This window comes from Mycobacterium lacus (assembly GCF_010731535.1).
In the GTDB taxonomy this organism is placed as follows: domain Bacteria; phylum Actinomycetota; class Actinomycetes; order Mycobacteriales; family Mycobacteriaceae; genus Mycobacterium; species Mycobacterium lacus.
The window spans coordinates 3,133,363-3,150,197 of the sequence record NZ_AP022581.1; the positions used below are offsets into that span (position 1 = coordinate 3,133,363).

A 16,835-nucleotide genomic window follows, 5' to 3' on the forward strand; every position below is an offset into this window, starting at 1 on the left:
ATTTGCGTCGTTAGCGCTACTTGCGGCCCCGCCTGGCCGTAGCCTTCTTGGCTGGAGCCTTGCTGGCCGGCCGCTTTGCCGCCGCCTTCTTGGCCGGTGCCTTGGTGGCCGCCTTGCGCACGGGCGCCTTGGCGGCGGCCTTCTTTACCACTTTGGTCGCCTTCTTGGCGGGCGCCTTCACGGCTTTGACGGCCTTCTTGGCGGGCGCCTTTGCGGCCTTGGCCGGTGCCCTCTTGGTGGCTGCCTTCTTGGCCGGCGCCTTGCTCGCGGCCTTCTTGGCCGGTGCCTTGCTCGCAGCCTTCTTGGCGGGCGACTTCTTCGCCGCCGTCCTCTTGGCCGCGCCGGCCATGACGCCGCGCTTCACAGCGGGGCCTTCTGCCGGGAGCTTCTGTGCGCCAGACACAACCGCCTTGAATTGGGCCCCGGGACGGAACGCCGGGACGGACGTCGGCTTCACCTTCACCGTCTCGCCGGTACGCGGATTGCGGGCTACGCGAGCCGCGCGGCGACGCTGTTCGAACACACCGAACCCGGTAATGGTGACGCTGTCGCCCTTGTGCACCGCCCGCACAATCGTGTCGACGACATTCTCGACGGCGGCGGTCGCTTGCCGACGGTCCGAGCCCAATTTCTGTGTGAGCACGTCAATGAGCTCTGCTTTGTTCATCCAATCCTCCGAAGCTAGTGGTCCTCGTTTTGGAACCGACTAGTGGACACGGTAAACCCTTACCTAGCAAATTTCCAAGAGCCACGCGCAATTTCAGGACCCGACAATCGAAATTTTCGCAATCCGGTTGCCGCCCTTGACCGGTGGCGGGCCCCGATTGCGGCTCACTTAGCCGAGCTACTCAGGGTCGTCGGTTCTCGATGTCCGCGCCGGTCGACCCTTCAGGGTGTGGGCAGAGTACGCGGCTTCCACTCCGGATAAGCCGCCTCGAACGACTCGATCTCAGCGAGTTTCCGCAGCGTAAGGGCTATATCGTCGAGCCCTTCGAGCAGTCGCCAGGCGGTGTGATCATCAATCTTGAACGGCAGCACCGCCGTTCCCGCGATGATATTGCGATCTTGAAGATTGGCAGTGATTTCCAAGCCGGGGCTCTGCTCGATCAGCTTCCACAGCAGTTCCACACCGTCTTGGTCGACTTCGGCGGCCAGTAGCCCCGCCTTGCCGGCGTTGCCGCGAAAAATGTCACCGAATCGAGACGAGATAACCACCCGGAACCCGTAGTCCATGAGCGCCCACACCGCGTGCTCCCGTGAGGACCCGGTGCCGAAATCGGGCCCGGCAACCAGGACCGAACCCCGGTCGAAGGGGCTCAGGTTTAGCACGAAAGACGGATCCGACCGCCACGACGCGAACAAGCCGTCCTCAAAACCGGTTCGGGTGACCCGCTTCAAGAAGACCGCTGGAATGATCTGGTCGGTGTCGACATTGGACCGCCGCAACGGGACGCCGATGCCGGTGTGGGTGTGAAAGGCTTCCATGTTCTCCCCTAATTCGGCCAATCAAGATCAATTCAAATCGGCAGGGGCGGAAAGGGTGCCGCGAACCGCGGTGGCCGCGGCGACCGCCGGGGACACCAAATGCGTGCGGCCACCTTTGCCCTGTCGCCCTTCGAAGTTGCGGTTGGACGTCGACGCACACCGCTCACCCGGCGAAAGCTGATCGGGGTTCATGCCAAGGCACATCGAGCATCCCGCCTGCCGCCACTGCGCACCGGCGGCGACAAAAATCTCGCCGAGTCCCTCAGCTTCGGCTTGCGCGCGTACCCGCATCGAGCCGGGAACGATCAACATCCGAACACCCGGGGCGACCGTCCGGCCGCGCAAAACGTCGGCCACCACCCGCAAATCCTCAATGCGACCGTTGGTACACGACCCCACGAACACCGCATCGACCGCGATATCCCGCATCGGGACCCCGGGCCGAAGATCCATGTACGCCAACGCTTTCTCGGCGGCCTGCCGCTCGGCGTCATCGGTCATCAGTTCGGGATCCGGCACGGCGGCGGCCAACGGCACCCCCTGGCCGGGGTTGGTTCCCCAGGTGACGAACGGGCTCAGCGAAGCCGCGTCCAGATAGACCTCGGTATCGAAGACGGCGCCGTCGTCGCTGCGCAACTGCTGCCAATACGCCAGTGCCGCGTCCCACTGCGCGCCGGTCGGCGCGTGCGGACGGCCGCGCAAGAACTCGTAGGTGGTCTCGTCCGGGGCCACCATGCCCGCTCGGGCGCCGGCCTCGATGCTCATGTTGCAGATCGTCATCCGGCCTTCCATCGACAGGGATTCGATGGCGCTGCCGCGGTATTCGATGACATGGCCCTGCCCGCCACCCGTTCCGATCTTGGCAATCAACGCCAGGATGATGTCTTTGGCCGTCACACCCGCGGGCAAGCACCCGTCGACAGTGACCGCCATCGTCTTGAACGGCCGCAGCGGCAGCGTCTGGGTGGCGAGCACATGCTCGACCTCCGAGGTTCCGATGCCCATCGCCAGCGCACCGAACGCGCCGTGGGTAGAGGTGTGGCTGTCGCCGCAGACGATCGTCATACCCGGTTGGGTGAGTCCCAATTGAGGTCCGACGACATGCACGATGCCCTGCTCGACGTCACCCATCGGATGTAGCCGGACACCGAATTCGGCGCAGTTTCGCCGCAAGGTCTCCACCTGGGTGCGCGACACCGGGTCGACGATCGGCTTGTCGATGTCGACGGTGGGGACGTTGTGATCCTCCGTGGCGATCGTGAGGTCGGGCCGGCGCACTCGGCGGCCATTCAGCCGCAGGCCGTCAAAGGCCTGCGGACTGGTGACCTCGTGCACCAAATGCAGATCGATGTAGATCAAGTCGGGCGCCCCACCCTGCTGTGAGCCCGCACCGGATACCACAACGTGGTCGTCCCAAACCTTCTCGGCCAGCGTGCGCGGCTTGCCCGCCCCGTGAGCTGTCTGTGCCATCACGAAGTTCGCCTCGATTCGCTTGATTGCGGCTCGCCGATGGGCTCTCAGGATGCGAGACGCTAGTATCTCTTTGTGAGACAGCATAGCGGTATCGGCGTCCTCGACAAAGCCGTGGGTGTACTGCACGCAATCGCGGAATCGCCGTGTGGGCTGGCCGAACTGTGTGGCCGGACCGGCCTGCCAAGGGCCACCGCGTACCGGTTGGCGGCCGCCCTAGAGGTTCATCGACTGCTCGACCGCGACGGTGAGGGCCGCTGGCGGCTTGGTCCCGCGGTATCCGAACTGGCGACCCACGTCACCGATCCGCTGTTGGCCGCGAGCGCGGCGGTGCTACCCCGGTTGCGCGAAACCACCGGCGAGAGCGTGCAGCTGTACCGCCGCGAAGGCATGTCGAGAGTCTGCGTGGCCGCGTTGGAACCGCCTGCGGGCCTTCGCGATACGGTTCCGGTCGGAGCGCGGTTGCCGATGACCGCGGGCTCGGGGGCCAAAGTGCTGCTGGCCCACAGCGACACCGCCACCCGGGAGGCCGTGCTGCCGACGGCGATGTTCACCGACCGGGCGCTGGCCGAAGTACGCCGGCGCGGGTGGGCCCAAAGCGTGGCCGAGCGCGAGCCGGGGGTGGCGAGCGTTTCGGCGCCGGTACGCGACGGCCGCGGTGTCGTCGTCGCGGCAATATCGGTCTCCGGTCCGATCGACCGGATGGGCCGGCGCCCGGGCGCACGTTGGGCCGCCGACCTGCTGGCCGCGGCCGACGAAATCACGCGGCGCCTCTCGCTGCGCGCCGAGCCTGCGTCCACGGCGCGCCAATCGCCGAAGCTGACGCCCTAGGCGCAGGCTCACCGCCGCCAGTGCAGGGTCGCTGCACACCACCTGACACACTGACGCCATGGGAACCAACCAGCGCGCCGAGATCGTCATGTCCCAATCCGAAATCGCCGACTTCGTCACCAACAGCCGTACCGGCACACTGGCCACCATTGGACCCGACGGCCAGCCGCATTTGACGGCGATGTGGTACGCGGTGGTCGACGGCGAAATCTGGCTGGAGACCAAGGCCAAGTCGCAGAAGGCCGTCAACCTGAGGCGGGACCCGCGGGTGAGCTTTCTGCTCGAGGGTGGCAACACCTACGACACGTTGCGCGGCGTGTCCTTCGAGGGCGTTGCCGAGATCGTCGACGATCCCGACACCCTGCACCGGATTGGGGTCAGCGTGTGGGAGCGCTATACCGGCCCCTACACCGACGACATGAAGCCCATGGTCGACCAGATGATGCATAAGCGGGTCGGCGTACGCATCGTCAGCCGCCGCACCCGCTCGTGGGATCACCGCAAGCTCGGGCTGCCGCACATGCCGGTGGGTGGTACGACCGCACCGGCCGCGCGCTGACGCGCCGGGCAGACGCAAAATCCCCCATTTCGGCACGAAATTGGGTGATTTTGCGTCTGCCCGCAAGCGGGTGGGGGTCCCCACAGCGCTGCGGATAAGTAGCCCCGATGGGATTCGAACCCACGCTACCGCCGTGAGAGGGCGGCGTCCTAGGCCGCTAGACGACGGGGCCGGAACTGATCCGAGGAGCCAGCATAGCTCACCCCGGAAAGCCCACCTAATCGCTTGCTGTGGCGAAACTTTGCTGGGGTACCAGGACTCGAACCTAGAATGGCTGAACCAGAATCAGCTGTGTTGCCAATTACACCATACCCCATTGGCCGCCTAAAACCGCTGGTCAGACGACAATTCCGGGCCAAAATTGGCGCCCAGAGACCGCCGCCGCCAGTGCAGACTACCAAAGACTCGCCCGGTAATCCTCCTCCTCAGCCCACCCGCTCGCTCGCAGCGCGCAACCGCCGCAGGCTGCGGTCGCGGCCCAGCAGCTCCAGCGATTCGAACAACGGGGGGCTCACCGACGTCCCGGTGGCGGCAACCCGGATCGGGCCGAACGCCTTGCGCGGCTTGAGCCCGAGACCCTCGATGAGCGCCGCCTTGAGGGCATCCTCGATTCGGGCCGCGGCCCACTCCGCCACGCCGTCCAGCGCGGCGACGGCGGCGTCGAGGACCGGGCGCCCGTCCGGACCCAGCTCTTTCGCGGCGGCCTTGGGGTCGATCGCGTACTGGTCGTCGTTGAGGAACTTCAGCAGGTCCCACGCGTCACCAAGGACGACGATACGGGTCTGCACCAGCCGAGCCGCGGCCGCGAATTCGGTGTCGCCCAACTCGATGTGACGGCCGTGCGCGTCCAAGTAGGCGCGGAGCCTGGCGGCGAAGTCATCCGCATCGAGCATCCGGATGTGCTCGGCATTGATCGCGTCGGCCTTTTTCTGGTCGAACCGGGCCGGGTTGGAGTTGACGTCGGCGACGTCGAACACGGCCACCATCTCGTCGAGGCTGAACACGTCGTGATCGTCGGCGATCGCCCAGCCCAGCAACGCAAGGTAATTCAGCAGCCCTTCGGGGATGAAGCCCCGTTCGCGGTGGGCGAACAGATTCGACTGCGGGTCGCGCTTGGAGAGTTTTTTGGTGCCCTCCCCCAATACCGTTGGCAGATGGGCGAATTCCGGAACGCGCTCGGTGACCCCGACCCGGATCAGCGCCTGATACAGCGCCAGCTGGCGCGGAGTCGAGGGCAGCAGATCCTCGCCGCGCAGCACGTGGGTGATCCTCATCAGCGCGTCGTCACACGGGTTGACCAAGGTGTACAACGGGTCTCCGCTGGCGCGGGTCAGTGCGAAATCGGGCACGGTGCCCGCCGCGAAGGTGGTGGGCCCGCGCACCAGGTCGTCCCAGCTGAGATCCTCGTCGGGCATCCGCAGCCGCACCACTGGCTTGCGGCCCTCGGCCAGGAATGCCGCGCGCTGCGCTTCGGTCAGGTCACGGTCGAAGTTGTCGTAACCCAATTTCGGATTGCGACCCGCGGCGACATGGCGGGCCTCGACCTCTTCGGGCGTCGAAAAGGCGTGGTAGGCCTCGCCCGCCGCGAGCAGCTGGGCCACCACATCGCGGTAGATATCGGTGCGCTCGGACTGCCGGTATGGGCCGTAGGGTCCGCCCACCTCGGGTCCTTCGTCCCAGTCCAAGCCGAGCCAACGCAGCGCGTCGAGCAGCGCCAGATAGCTTTCCTCGCTGTCGCGCGCGGCGTCAGTGTCCTCGACGCGGAAGACGAAGGTACCGCCGGTGTGCCGGGCGTAGGCCCAGTTGAACAGCGCGGTGCGGACCATCCCGACGTGGGGAATGCCGGTGGGCGACGGGCAGAATCGGACGCGGACCGTGGCTCCTCCAGTTGCTGGGGTCACGACTTTCCTTTGCGGACTACGGGATTGGTTAGGGTGCCAATGCCCTCGACAGTGATGCAGACGGTGTCACCGTGTTCGATGGGACCGACTCCGGCGGGCGTTCCGGTGAGGATGAGATCACCGGGCAGCAATGTCATTACCGCCGAGATCCATTCCACGATGGCGCCGACGTCGTGGATCATCAGCGAAGTGCGGCTGTGCTGTTTGACTTCGCCGTTGACTTCGGTGCGCAATTCGAGATCAGCGGGGTCCAGGGGACCTAGGTCGGTGACGATCCATGGCCCAACCGGGCAGAAGGTGTCGTGCCCTTTGGCCCGCGTCCATTGGCCATCGGCCTGCTGTTGATCGCGGGCCGACACGTCGTTGGCGATGGTGTAGCCGAGAATATTGGCGGCAGCTTGCGCGGCTGGAACATCCTTGCACGGCCGGCCGATCACGATCGCCAGCTCGCCCTCGAAGTGCACGGGTGATGCGTTGGCCGGCAATCGAATCGGCGCGTTCGGTCCGATGATCGCGGTATTGGGCTTGAGGAATATCACCGGGTCGGCCGGCGCCCCTCCCAGTTCGAACCCCCCCATCTCGGCGATATGGTCGGCGTAATTCTTCCCGACGCACACCACCTTGCCGGCCAGGATCGGAGCCAGCAGCCGGACATCGGCCAGCGGCCATGAGCGACCGGTGAAAGTCGGCGTGCCAAAGGGGTGCTCGGCGATCTCACGGGCAGTCAGCCCGCCGGAATCATCCCGCTCGCCTTCGATGCTGACAAAGGTCGATCGACCGGAGGGGCCGTCCGGGCTGGCGATTCGACCGAGGCGCATTCGGTTGAGCCTAGACCGGCGACGAGGCACGCCGCCAAGCGGCGGGCTGCTCTCGCGGGCGAGCGGGAACGTCCGAGCGGGCCGGCACGGACTGGCGTGACGGCCCCCGGGGCCTGGCCCAGCACATTCTGCGCCGCCCGGCATCGCAGGTATGTGTGTGCGAGCATGGGCGGATGGCGAAGGACTCGACTAGCGCGGGCGCGCGCTGGTCGATCATGATCGTCTCGCTCTACGTCACGGCGAGCTCGTTCTTGTTCATCAACGGCGTGGCCTTCCTGATCCCGTCCCTGGAAGCCGCTCGTGGAACCCCGCTAACCCAAGCCAGTCTGCTGTCGTCGATGCCCAGCTGGGGCATGGTGTTCACCCTGGTCGTCTGGGGCTACCTGCTGGACCACGTCGGCGAGCGCGTCGTGATGAGCGTGGGCTCGGCGCTTACCGCGGCTGCGGCTTATGCCGCGGCGTCGGCCCATTCCCTGGTGGCGATCGGTATCTATCTGTTCCTCGGTGGCATGGCGGCGGCCAGCTGTAATACCGCCGGCGGGCGGCTGGTGTCCGGCTGGTTTCCGCCGCACCAGCGCGGCCTGGCGATGGGAATCCGCCAGACCGCACAACCGCTGGGGATCGCCATGGGCGCGTTGGTGATGCCCGAGCTGGCCGAACATGGCCCACATGCGGGGCTCATGTTCCCGGCAATCGCGTGCACGCTGGCGGCGGTGGCCAGCACGGTGGGCGTCATTGAACCGCCGCGGAAATCCCGCGAAACGGCCACGGAAGCCGAGCTGGCCAGCCCTTATCGCGGATCGTCCGTGTTGTGGCGCATTCACGCGGTATCGGCGCTGCTGATGATGCCGCAGACGGTGACGGTGACGTTCATGCTGGTCTGGCTGATGAACCATCACGGCTGGTCGGTCGCAGTGGCCGGCGGCCTGGTTACCATCTCGCAGCTGCTCGGTGCGCTGGGCCGCATCGTGGTGGGCCGCTGGTCTGACCGCGTCGGCTCCCGAATGCGACCGGTCCGCACGATTGCCGTCGCCGCCGCATCGGCCCTGTTCCTGCTCGCCCTTACCGACGACATCGGTTCGCGCTACGACGTGATGCTGATGATCGTCATATCTGTGATCGCGGTGCTCGACAACGGGCTGGAGGCAACGGCAATCACCGAGTTCGCCGGGCCCTTCTGGAGCGGACGCGCGCTAGGCGCCCAGAACACCATCCAGCGGCTGGCGGCGGCTGCCGGGCCTCCGCTGTTCGGTGTCCTGATCACCACGGCCCAATACCCGCCGGCATGGGCCCTATGCGGATTGTTCCCGCTCCTGGCAGTTCCGCTGGTGCCGACACATGTGCTCCCACCGGGCTTGCAGACCAGGTCTGATGGCCCGGCGCCACCTCGGACGACCCCGCCGTCTGCATCGTCGCCAGGCTAGAGCGCGGCTGCGATCCGTTCGCCGACATCGCTGGTGGCAAGTCGTTCGTTCCCGCGACTTGCCAAATGGGTCTCGACGGCCCGGTCCACCCGAGCGGCGGCGTCGTGCTCGCCGAGGTGGGAAAGCAACAACGCCACCGACATGATCGCCGCGGTCGGATCGGCGATGCCCTGGCCGGCGATATCTGGCGCGCTGCCGTGCACCGGCTCGAACATCGAAGGATTGGTCCGAGTCGCGTCGATATTTCCGCTGGCGGCCAAGCCAATTCCACCGCACACCGCGGCGGCCAAGTCGGTGATGATGTCGCCGAACAGATTATCGGTGACGACCACGTCGAACCGACCGGGGTCGGTGACCAGGTGGATGGTGGCGGCGTCGACATGTTGATAGGCCACCTCGACGTCGGGATACTTTTCGCCGACCTCCTGCACGGTCCGCGACCACAGCCCTCCGGCGAACGTCAGCACGTTGGTCTTGTGCACCAGCGTCAGGTGGTTGCGACGCTGCCGGGCCCGCTCGAACGCGTCGGCGACCACTCGTCGCACCCCGAACGCCGTGTTCACGCTGACCTCGGTGGCCACCTCGTTGGGTGTGCCGACGCGTATCGCGCCGCCGTTGCCGGTGTAGGGCCCCTCGGTGCCCTCGCGGACCACCACGAAGTCGATGCTGGGGTGGCCCACTAGGGGGCTGCTCACCCCCGGATAGAGCCGGGCCGGTCGCAGATTGATGTGATGATCCAGTTCGAAGCGCAGCCTCAGTAACAGACCTCGCTCCAGCACGCCACTGGGGACCGACGGATCACCGATCGCCCCGAGCAGGATCGCGTCGTGCTCACGCAGTTCTGCGACGACCGAATCCGGCAGTACCTCGCCGGTGGCATGAAAGCGCCGGGCTCCGAGGTCGTACGTGGTTTTCTGGACGCCCGGCAGGACCGCGTCGAGAACTTTGACCGCTTCGGCGACCACCTCAGGACCGATGCCGTCGCCGGCGATCACAGCCAACCTCATTGGCGCCGCTCCTCCTCATCGCGTCGCTCTGCATCGTCGCCTGCGCGCCTCACGAGAGATCGACCACCTCGAGCTTGTAGGCGTCGACGGCCGCAGCGATCGCCGACCGCACGTCGTCGGGCACGTCGCGGTCCAGGCGCAGCAGAATCGTCGCGCCCGGACCCTCGACGTCCTCGGACAGCTGCGCGGCATTGATATTGACCCCCGCACTGCCAAGCAGGGTGCCGATCTTGCCCAGCGCTCCGGGCCGATCGACGTAGTGGATGACCAGGTTGCTGCCCTCGGCACGCATATCGAAGTGCCGGCCGTTGATCTGCACGATCTTGTGCACCTCTTGCGGCCCGTACAGCGTGCCGGCGACGTTGACGACCGAACCGTCAGCGGCGACCGCCCGCACGTCGACGACACTGCGGTGATTGGGGCTTTCCGAGGCCTTGGTGATCTCGGCGGTGACTCCGCGTTCGGCGGCCAAAGCCGGCGCGTTGACGAACGTCACCGGATCCTCGATAACCGCCGAGAACAGGCCGCGCAGCGCCGAAAGCTTCAACACCTCGACGTCTTCGGCAGCCAGCTCACCGCGCACCTGCACCGACAACGACACCGGCAGTTCGTCGGACAGCGCGGCCACCAGCACCCCGAGCTTGCGCGCCAGGTCCAGCCAGGGCGTCACCTCCTCGCTGACCACACCGCCGCCGACGTTGACCGCGTCGGGAACGAACTCCCCCGCCAACGCCAGTCGCACGCTCTCGGCGACGTCGGTGCCCGCCCGGTCCTGCGCCTCAGCGGTGGACGCTCCCAGATGCGGGGTGACCACCACCTGCGACAGCTCGAAAAGCGGGCTGTCGGTGCATGGTTCGGTGGCGAACACGTCGAGGCCCGCCGCGCGCACATGGCCGCTGGTGATCGCATCGGCCAGCGCGGCCTCATCCACCAAACCGCCGCGCGCGGCGTTGACGATGATGACACCGGGCTTGGTCTTGGCCAGCGCTTCCTTGTCGATCAAGCCTGCCGTCTCGGGCGTCTTGGGCAGATGCACCGAGATAAAGTCGGCCCGCGCGAGCAGGTCGTCCAGGGACAACAGCTCGATGCCCAGCTGGGCGGCCCGGGCCGGGGACACGTAGGGGTCGTAGGCCACGACGTCGGCGCCGAAGGCGGCGACCCGCTGCGCGACCAGCTGCCCGATCCGGCCCAGGCCCACCACACCGACGGTCTTGCCAAAGATTTCGGTGCCCGAGAACGACGACCGTTTCCAGGTGTGCTCGCGCAAAGACGCGTCGGCGGCCGGAATCTGACGGGCGGCGGCCAGCAGCAGCGCCACCGCGTGTTCTGCCGCGCTATGGATGTTCGACGTCGGCGCGTTGACCACAAGCACACCGCGGGCGGTGGCGGCCTCCACGTCGACGTTGTCGAGCCCAACGCCGGCGCGCGCGACGATCTTCAAGTTGGGGGCCGCGGCCAGCACCTCGGCGTCGACCGTGGTGGCCGACCTCACCAGCAGCGCGTCGGCCTCGGGCACCGCGGCCAGCAGCTTCTCCCGATCCGGACCGTCGACCCAGCGCACCTCGACCTGGTCTCCCAGGGCGGCGACGGTTGATTGGGCAAGTTTGTCGGCGATTAACACAACAGGCAGGTTCACGCGGCCAGCGTAGCGGTGTTCGCCGTCAGCGGCGCGGTGGAGCCGGGCGCTGGGATACCACCCGCTTGCGGGCGACGGGTCGCCCGCAAGCGGGTCAGTCGGCTGTAATCGACTGTGTGGACGTCACCGTCGTGGGCAGCGGCCCCAACGGGCTCGCCGCCGCCGTAATCTGCGCCCGCGCGGGCCTCAAAGTCCAGGTGATCGAGGCGCAGCCGACGCTTGGCGGCGGCGCCCGCACCGCGGCCGACTCGACTTTCCCTTCGGTGTTTCACGACGTGTGCTCGGCGGTTCACCCACTGGCGCTGGCGTCGCCGTTTCTCGCCGAGTTCGACCTGCGGGCGCGCGGCGTGACGCTGGCCGTTCCGGAGATCGCGTATGCCAACCCACTGCCGGGCCGTCCCGCGGCAGTCGCCTACCGCGATCTGACGCGCACCTGTGCCGAGTTGGAAGACGGCGCGTCGTGGCGGCGCCTGCTCGGCCCGCTGGTGCGGGACGCCGCCGCTGTCAAGGACTTCATGCTCGGCGACAAGCGGTCGGTACCCCGGCCGCTGGGACCGGCTCTGCGCCTCGGCGTGCGGATGCTGGCCCAAGGCACCCCGGCGTGGCGGTCGCTGGTGGGCGAGGATGCCCGCGCACTATTCACCGGTGTTGCCGCCCACGCGATTTCACGGTTGCCATCCTTGGTGTCGGCGGGCGCCGGGTTGATGCTAGCGACCCTTGCCCATTCGGTCGGCTGGCCGATTCCGTTGGGCGGCAGCCAAGCGATCGCCGACGCGTTGATTGCCGACCTGCGCGCGCACGGCGGCGAGCTGACCGCCGGTGTCGAGGTCACCGAACCTCCAGGCGGCGTCGCCGTTTTTGATACCGCTCCGACCGCGCTGCTACCGATCTACGGTGGCGCGCTGCCGAGCCGTTACGCTAAGGCATTGCGCCGCTACCGATTTGGTGCTGGCGCGGCGAAGGTCGACTTCGTGCTCAGCGACGAGATTCCGTGGTCGGATCCGCGGCTGCTCAAGGCGCCGACGCTGCATCTCGGCGGCACCCGCGAGCAGATGGCGCAGGCCGAAGCCGATGTCACCGCCGGACGCCACGCACAGTGGCCGATGGTGCTGGCCGCCTGTCCGCACGTGGCCGACCCCGGGCGGATAGACGCCGACGGTCGCCGTCCGTTCTGGACCTACGCCCATGTGCCATCGGGGTCTAACGTCGATGCGACCGAGGCGGTGACCCGCGTTGTTGAGCGGTTCGCGCCGGGCTTCCGCGATGTCGTCGTGGCCGTGCGGCCCGTGCCCGCCTCGCGGATGACGGACCACAACGCCAACTACGTCGGCGGCGACATCACGCTGGGCACTGGTTCGGTCTGGCGCGCCATCGCCGGTCCCATACCACGCCTAAACCCTTGGTGCACACCGGTTCCCAAGGTGTACCTGTGTTCGGCGGCCACCCCGCCCGGTCCCGGGGTGCACGGCATGGCCGGTTACTACGCCGCCCGCACTCTGCTGCGCCGCGAATTCGGCATCACCGAAATGCCTAAGCTGACGCCATGACGAAACTCGCGATCATCTACTATTCCGCCACCGGCCACGGAACGACGATGGCGCGTCGCGTCGCCGCGGCGGCCGAATCCGCCGGCGCCGAAGTCCGAGTGCGGCACGTCGCCGAGACACGGGACCCGGAATCGTTCGCGCAGAACCCAGCCTGGACGGCGAACTATGAAGCGACGAAGGACCTTCCCGTTGCGACCGGGGAGGATATCGTTTGGGCCGACGCAGTGATTTTCGGTTCGCCGACCCGCTTCGGCTCCACCACATCGCAATTCCAGACATTCATGGACTCCCTCGGCCGCCTTTGGGCGGAAGGCAAGCTGGCCGACAAGGTCTACGCGGCGTGGACCTCGACGGAATCGCCGCACGGCGGTCAGGAAACCACCCTCATGGGCCTCTATGTCTCGCTGATGCATTTCGGCGGCATCATCGTGCCGCCGGGATACACCGATCACCTGAAGTTCGTCGACGGCAATCCGTACGGGGTGAGCCTGGTTGCCACCCGCGACAACATCAACGGAATCGACGATGCCACGGCCAACGCGCTCGACCACCTGGCGCACCGGGTGGTAACAGTCGCCGGGCGACTCGCGACACTGTAGTTACCGCGACGACACGCCGCGAGCGTGTGCGGCAACTACAGTTTCGCGACGGCGACTCAAGCAGTCTCGGTGATCGGGCGGTCGACCCAGCTCATCAAGTCACGCAGCTTCTTGCCGGTGACCTCGATGGGGTGCTCGGCAATTTGCTTGCGCAGCGCCTCGAGCTGCTTGTTGCCACCCTCGACGTTGGCGACCAGCTTCCTGACAAAGGTGCCGTCCTGGATCTCGTGCAAGATCTGGCGCATCCGCTCCTTGGTGCCGGCATCGATGACGCGCGGACCCGAGAGGTAGCCACCGAATTCGGCGGTGTCAGACACCGAGTAATACATCCGCGCCAGGCCGCCCTCGTACATCAGGTCGACGATCAGCTTTAGCTCGTGCAGCACCTCGAAGTAGGCCAATTCCGCGGGGTAGCCGGCTTCGACCATGACCTCGAATCCGGCCTTGACCAATTCCTCGGTACCGCCGCACAACACCGTTTGCTCGCCAAACAGGTCGGTTTCCGTCTCGTCTTTGAACGTGGTCTTGATGACGCCTGCGCGGGTGCCGCCAATCGCCTTGGCGTAGGACAGCGCGAGCGCCAAGCCGTCGCCATCCGGATCCTGCTCTACCGCAACCAGACACGGCACGCCCTTGCCGTCGACGAACTGGCGCCGCACCAGGTGGCCGGGACCCTTCGGGGCCACCATCGCGACGGTGACGTCGGCGGGCGGCTTGATCAGGTTGAAGTGGATGTTGAGTCCGTGACCGAAAAACAGTGCGTCACCGGGCTTCAGGTTGGGCTCGATGTCGTTGGCAAAGATCTCGGCCTGCGCGGTGTCGGGCGCCAGCAGCATGATCACATCAGCCCACTTCGCGACCTCGGCGGGGGTGTCGACGTCCAAGCCTTGCTCGGTGACCTTGGGCCGGGACTTCGAGCCCTCCTTCAGGCCGACGCGCACCTGGACCCCAGAGTCGCGCAGGCTCAGCGAGTGGGCGTGGCCTTGGCTGCCGTATCCGATCACACCGACCTTGCGGCCACCGATGATGGACAGGTCGGCGTCGTCGTCGTAGAACATCTCTAATGCCACTGCTGCATTTCTCCTTCTTGTTGACTACTTAGCGGTGCCGATGCCGCGCGGGCCGCGGGACAACGACACCATTCCCGATTGGGCGATTTCGCGGATACCGAACGGCTCCAGTACCCGCAGCAGGGCCTCCAGCTTGCCGCGGTTGCCTGTGGCCTCGACGGTCAGGGAGTCCGGAGAAACGTCAATCACGTTGGCGCGGAACAGATTAACCGCTTCGATCACTTGGCTGCGGCTACCGGCGTCGGCCCGCACCTTGATCAGCGCCAACTCGCGTGACACCGAATGCTCGTCGTCCTGTTCGACGATCTTGATGACGTTGATCAACTTGTTGAGCTGCTTGGTGATCTGCTCGAGCGGAGTCTCCTCCGCGGAGACCACGATGGTCATCCGCGACCTGTCCTTCTGCTCGGTGGCCCCGACCGCCAACGACTCGATGTTGAAACCGCGCCGCGAGAATAGCGCCGCGACCCGCGCGAGCACGCCGGGCTTGTCCTCGACGAGTACCGACAGCGTGTGGGTCTTCGCGTTCATCAGGCGTGCCCTTCGCTGATGTCGTCGAACAACGGACGGATGCCCCGGGCGGCCTGGATCTCGTCGTTGCTGGTCCCCGCTGCCACCATCGGCCACACTTGCGCGTCGGCGCCGACGATAAAGTCGATCACCACCGGTTGGTCGTTGATCGCCCGCGCCTGGCTGATGACGTCGATGACGTCTTCTTCACGCTCGCAACGCAATCCGACGCAACCCAGCGCCTCGGCCAGTTTCACGAAGTCCGGGATGCGGTGTGAATGGGTGGCCAGGTCGGTCTGCGAGTAACGCTCCTCGTAGAACAGGCTCTGCCACTGCCGCACCATGCCCAGGTTGCCGTTGTTGATCAGCGCCACCTTGATCGGCACGCCCTCGATCGCGCAGGTGGCCAGCTCCTGGTTGGTCATCTGGAAGCAACCGTCGCCGTCGATCGCCCAGACCTCGGTGTCAGGCAGCGCGATCTTGGCGCCCATGGCCGCCGGAATAGCGAACCCCATGGTGCCCAGCCCGCCGGAGTTGAGCCAGGTGCGCGGCTTCTCGTACTTGATGAACTGCGCCGCCCACATCTGATGCTGGCCGACTCCGGCGACGTAAACGGCGTCCGGGCCGGCGATTTCGCCCAGCTTCTCGATCACGTACTCCGGGCTCAGGCTGCCGTCGCTCTGCGGCCCGTAGCTCAGCGGATACCTGGCCCGCACGTCCTCCAGGTATGCCCACCAGTCGGTCATGTCGATGTTGCCGGGGGTCTGGCAATGGCGCAGCATCGCGATGAGCTCGGTGATGACGGCCTTGACGTCGCCGACGATCGGTACGTCGGCGTGGCGGTTCTTGCCAATCTCGGCCGGGTCAATATCGGCGTGGATGACCTTGGCCTCGGGGGCGAAGGAGTCGAGCTTTCCGGTCACCCGGTCGTCGAACCGGGTGCCGAGCGCGATCAGCAAGTCGCTGCGCTGCAACGCCGCCACCGCGGCCACCGTGCCGTGCATGCCGGGCATGCCCAGGTTCTGCCGATGGCTGTCCGGAAACGCGCCGCGGGCCATCAGCGTGGTGACCACCGGGATGCCGGTCAGCTCGGCCAACTCCCGGAGCTGATCGGTCGCCTCGCCGCGGATGATGCCTCCGCCGACGTACAGCACCGGCTTGCGGGCCCTGGCGATTAGCTTGGCGGCCTCCCGGACCTGGCGGCTGTGCGGTTTGGTGTTCGGCTTGTAGCCGGGCAGATCCATTCGCGGTGGCCAGCTGAACGTGCACTGGCCCTGCAGCACGTCCTTGGGGATGTCGACGAGCACCGCGCCGGGACGCCCCGAGGCCGCGATGTGGAAGGCCTCGGCTAACACCCGGGGAATGTCGTCGCCGGAGCGGACCAGGAAGTTGTGCTTGGTGATCGGCATCGTAATGCCCGAGATGTCGGCCTCTTGGAAGGCATCGGTACCGATCAGCCCACGCCCGACCTGCCCGGTGATGGCGACCACCGGGATCGAGTCCATCTGCGCATCGGCCAGCGGTGTCACCAGGTTGGTGGCGCCGGGACCAGAAGTCGCCATGCACACCCCAACCCGGCCGGTGGCGTGCGCGTAGCCGCTGGCCGCGTGACCGGCGCCTTGCTCGTGGCGGACCAGCACGTGGCGCAGCCTTTTCGAGTCGAACAGCGGGTCATACACCGGCAGCACGGCGCCGCCGGGGATCCCGAAGATGATGTCAACGTCGAGTTCCTCTAACGACCGGATTACCGACTGGGCTCCGGTAAGTTGCTGTGGTGCAACGCGTTTCGGATGGGCAGCCGGGGGCTTTGGTGCGGGTTGCCCGGTGTCAGGCGCTCCATTGGTCGTCTGCGCCTGTGGCTTGGTAGGTGCGCTCACTGTGGTCCTCTTTGTCCTCTTAGTCCCTGGGCAAGAAAAAACCCCCGTCAGCTCAGCTGCTGCACGAGGGTCGCGTTGGTGCTCGATCGGGCTAGTCAGGC

The 16,835-nt window shown here is 66.6% G+C and carries 15 protein-coding genes and 2 tRNA genes; 5 read left to right on the top strand and 12 right to left on the bottom strand.

What is annotated here, in order from left to right; genetic code table 11:
* Positions 1-16: 16 nt before the first annotated feature.
* The 3 genes from G6N24_RS14270 to leuC all read right to left on the bottom strand — a co-directional run bounded on the left by G6N24_RS14270 (position 17) and on the right by leuC (position 2,955).
* On the bottom strand, positions 17-667 hold the full coding sequence (locus tag G6N24_RS14270) for an HU family DNA-binding protein (RefSeq protein ID WP_085157682.1): 651 nt from the start codon (positions 665-667) through the stop codon (positions 17-19).
* 221 nt (positions 668-888) lie between these two features.
* Positions 889-1,485, bottom strand: a complete 597-nt coding sequence (gene leuD / locus G6N24_RS14275; protein WP_085157680.1) for a 3-isopropylmalate dehydratase small subunit — start codon at positions 1,483-1,485, stop codon at positions 889-891.
* A 27-nt stretch (positions 1,486-1,512) separates the two neighbouring features.
* A complete protein-coding gene (leuC, locus tag G6N24_RS14280) occupies positions 1,513-2,955 on the bottom strand; it encodes a 3-isopropylmalate dehydratase large subunit (protein WP_085157678.1) in 1,443 nt (480 codons plus the stop codon).
* A 75-nt stretch (positions 2,956-3,030) separates the two neighbouring features.
* On the opposite strand from leuC, the gene G6N24_RS14285 reads away from it, so the two are divergent.
* Entirely contained in the window at positions 3,031-3,786 is a 756-nt protein-coding gene (locus G6N24_RS14285) for an IclR family transcriptional regulator (protein ID WP_085157676.1), read from the top strand.
* Positions 3,787-3,844: 58 nt separating this feature from the next.
* Positions 3,845-4,345 (top strand): PPOX class F420-dependent oxidoreductase, encoded by a 501-nt coding sequence (locus G6N24_RS14290; protein WP_085157674.1) that lies wholly within the window; start codon positions 3,845-3,847, stop codon positions 4,343-4,345.
* 99 nt (positions 4,346-4,444) lie between these two features.
* On the opposite strand, the gene G6N24_RS14295 is transcribed toward G6N24_RS14290, so the two are convergent.
* The 4 genes from G6N24_RS14295 to G6N24_RS14310 form a co-directional block, all read right to left on the bottom strand.
* A tRNA-Glu gene (locus G6N24_RS14295) sits at positions 4,445-4,517 on the bottom strand.
* A gap of 72 nt (positions 4,518-4,589) precedes the next feature.
* Positions 4,590-4,661, bottom strand: a tRNA-Gln gene (locus G6N24_RS14300).
* A 109-nt stretch (positions 4,662-4,770) separates the two neighbouring features.
* Positions 4,771-6,171, bottom strand: a complete 1,401-nt coding sequence (gene gltX / locus G6N24_RS14305; protein ID WP_232070807.1) for a glutamate--tRNA ligase — start codon at positions 6,169-6,171, stop codon at positions 4,771-4,773.
* Between the two features lie 71 nt (positions 6,172-6,242).
* Positions 6,243-7,064, bottom strand: coding sequence for a fumarylacetoacetate hydrolase family protein (locus G6N24_RS14310; protein WP_085157671.1), 822 nt, complete (start codon positions 7,062-7,064; stop codon positions 6,243-6,245).
* A gap of 215 nt (positions 7,065-7,279) precedes the next feature.
* Between G6N24_RS14310 and G6N24_RS14315 the strand changes: the two genes are divergently transcribed.
* Entirely contained in the window at positions 7,280-8,488 is a 1,209-nt protein-coding gene (locus G6N24_RS14315) for an MFS transporter (protein WP_232070808.1), read from the top strand.
* Here the strand turns inward: G6N24_RS14315 and G6N24_RS14320 are convergent.
* The gene (locus G6N24_RS14320; protein WP_085157668.1) at positions 8,485-9,495 is read right to left on the bottom strand and encodes a 3-isopropylmalate dehydrogenase; all 1,011 of its coding nucleotides are present in this window, start codon (positions 9,493-9,495) and stop codon (positions 8,485-8,487) included. The two genes, G6N24_RS14315 and G6N24_RS14320, sit on opposite strands and share 4 nt — an antisense overlap.
* A 49-nt stretch (positions 9,496-9,544) precedes the next feature.
* Positions 9,545-11,131, bottom strand: a complete 1,587-nt coding sequence (gene serA / locus G6N24_RS14325; RefSeq protein ID WP_085157666.1) for a phosphoglycerate dehydrogenase — start codon at positions 11,129-11,131, stop codon at positions 9,545-9,547.
* Between the two features lie 116 nt (positions 11,132-11,247).
* Here serA and G6N24_RS14330 point away from each other — a divergent pair, with 116 nt between their 5' ends.
* Positions 11,248-12,678 carry a phytoene desaturase family protein gene (locus G6N24_RS14330; protein WP_085157664.1) on the top strand — a complete coding sequence of 477 codons (1,431 nt, stop codon included), beginning with the start codon at positions 11,248-11,250 and terminating at the stop codon, positions 12,676-12,678.
* Complete coding sequence (wrbA, locus tag G6N24_RS14335) at positions 12,675-13,277, top strand: NAD(P)H:quinone oxidoreductase (RefSeq protein WP_085157662.1); 603 nt, start codon at positions 12,675-12,677, stop codon at positions 13,275-13,277. Before G6N24_RS14330 ends, wrbA begins: the two co-directional genes overlap by 4 nt.
* 56 nt (positions 13,278-13,333) lie before the next feature.
* Here wrbA and ilvC read toward each other — a convergent pair whose 3' ends face one another.
* From ilvC to G6N24_RS14350, 3 genes are read right to left on the bottom strand one after another with little or no spacing between them, the layout of a single operon-like run.
* On the bottom strand, positions 13,334-14,335 hold the full coding sequence (gene ilvC, locus G6N24_RS14340) for a ketol-acid reductoisomerase (RefSeq protein WP_139822231.1): 1,002 nt from the start codon (positions 14,333-14,335) through the stop codon (positions 13,334-13,336).
* A gap of 36 nt (positions 14,336-14,371) precedes the next feature.
* Positions 14,372-14,878 (bottom strand): acetolactate synthase small subunit, encoded by a 507-nt coding sequence (ilvN, locus tag G6N24_RS14345; RefSeq protein WP_085157658.1) that lies wholly within the window; start codon positions 14,876-14,878, stop codon positions 14,372-14,374.
* Complete coding sequence (locus G6N24_RS14350; RefSeq protein ID WP_085157656.1) at positions 14,878-16,734, bottom strand: acetolactate synthase large subunit; 1,857 nt, start codon at positions 16,732-16,734, stop codon at positions 14,878-14,880. The genes ilvN and G6N24_RS14350 overlap by 1 nt, the downstream gene beginning before the upstream one ends.
* Between the last annotated feature and the right edge of the window lie 101 nt (positions 16,735-16,835).

What these genes read in the sequence shown, in the direction of transcription:
- G6N24_RS14290 (WP_085157674.1), top strand. Translation starts at nt 3,845, where the DNA reads ATGGGAACCAACCAGCGCGCCGAGATCGTCATGTCCCAATCCGAAATC.
- G6N24_RS14315 (WP_232070808.1), top strand. Translation starts at nt 7,280, where the DNA reads ATGATCGTCTCGCTCTACGTCACGGCGAGCTCGTTCTTGTTCATCAAC.
- ilvN (WP_085157658.1), bottom strand. Translation starts at nt 14,878, where the DNA reads ATGAACGCGAAGACCCACACGCTGTCGGTACTCGTCGAGGACAAGCCC.
- gltX (WP_232070807.1), bottom strand. Translation starts at nt 6,171, where the DNA reads ATGGTCCGCACCGCGCTGTTCAACTGGGCCTACGCCCGGCACACCGGC.
- leuD (WP_085157680.1), bottom strand. Translation starts at nt 1,485, where the DNA reads ATGGAAGCCTTTCACACCCACACCGGCATCGGCGTCCCGTTGCGGCGG.
- leuC (WP_085157678.1), bottom strand. Translation starts at nt 2,955, where the DNA reads ATGGCACAGACAGCTCACGGGGCGGGCAAGCCGCGCACGCTGGCCGAG.
- wrbA (WP_085157662.1), top strand. Translation starts at nt 12,675, where the DNA reads ATGACGAAACTCGCGATCATCTACTATTCCGCCACCGGCCACGGAACG.
- G6N24_RS14310 (WP_085157671.1), bottom strand. Translation starts at nt 7,064, where the DNA reads ATGCGCCTCGGTCGAATCGCCAGCCCGGACGGCCCCTCCGGTCGATCG.
- ilvC (WP_139822231.1), bottom strand. Translation starts at nt 14,335, where the DNA reads ATGTTCTACGACGACGACGCCGACCTGTCCATCATCGGTGGCCGCAAG.
- G6N24_RS14320 (WP_085157668.1), bottom strand. Translation starts at nt 9,495, where the DNA reads ATGAGGTTGGCTGTGATCGCCGGCGACGGCATCGGTCCTGAGGTGGTC.
- G6N24_RS14270 (WP_085157682.1), bottom strand. Translation starts at nt 667, where the DNA reads ATGAACAAAGCAGAGCTCATTGACGTGCTCACACAGAAATTGGGCTCG.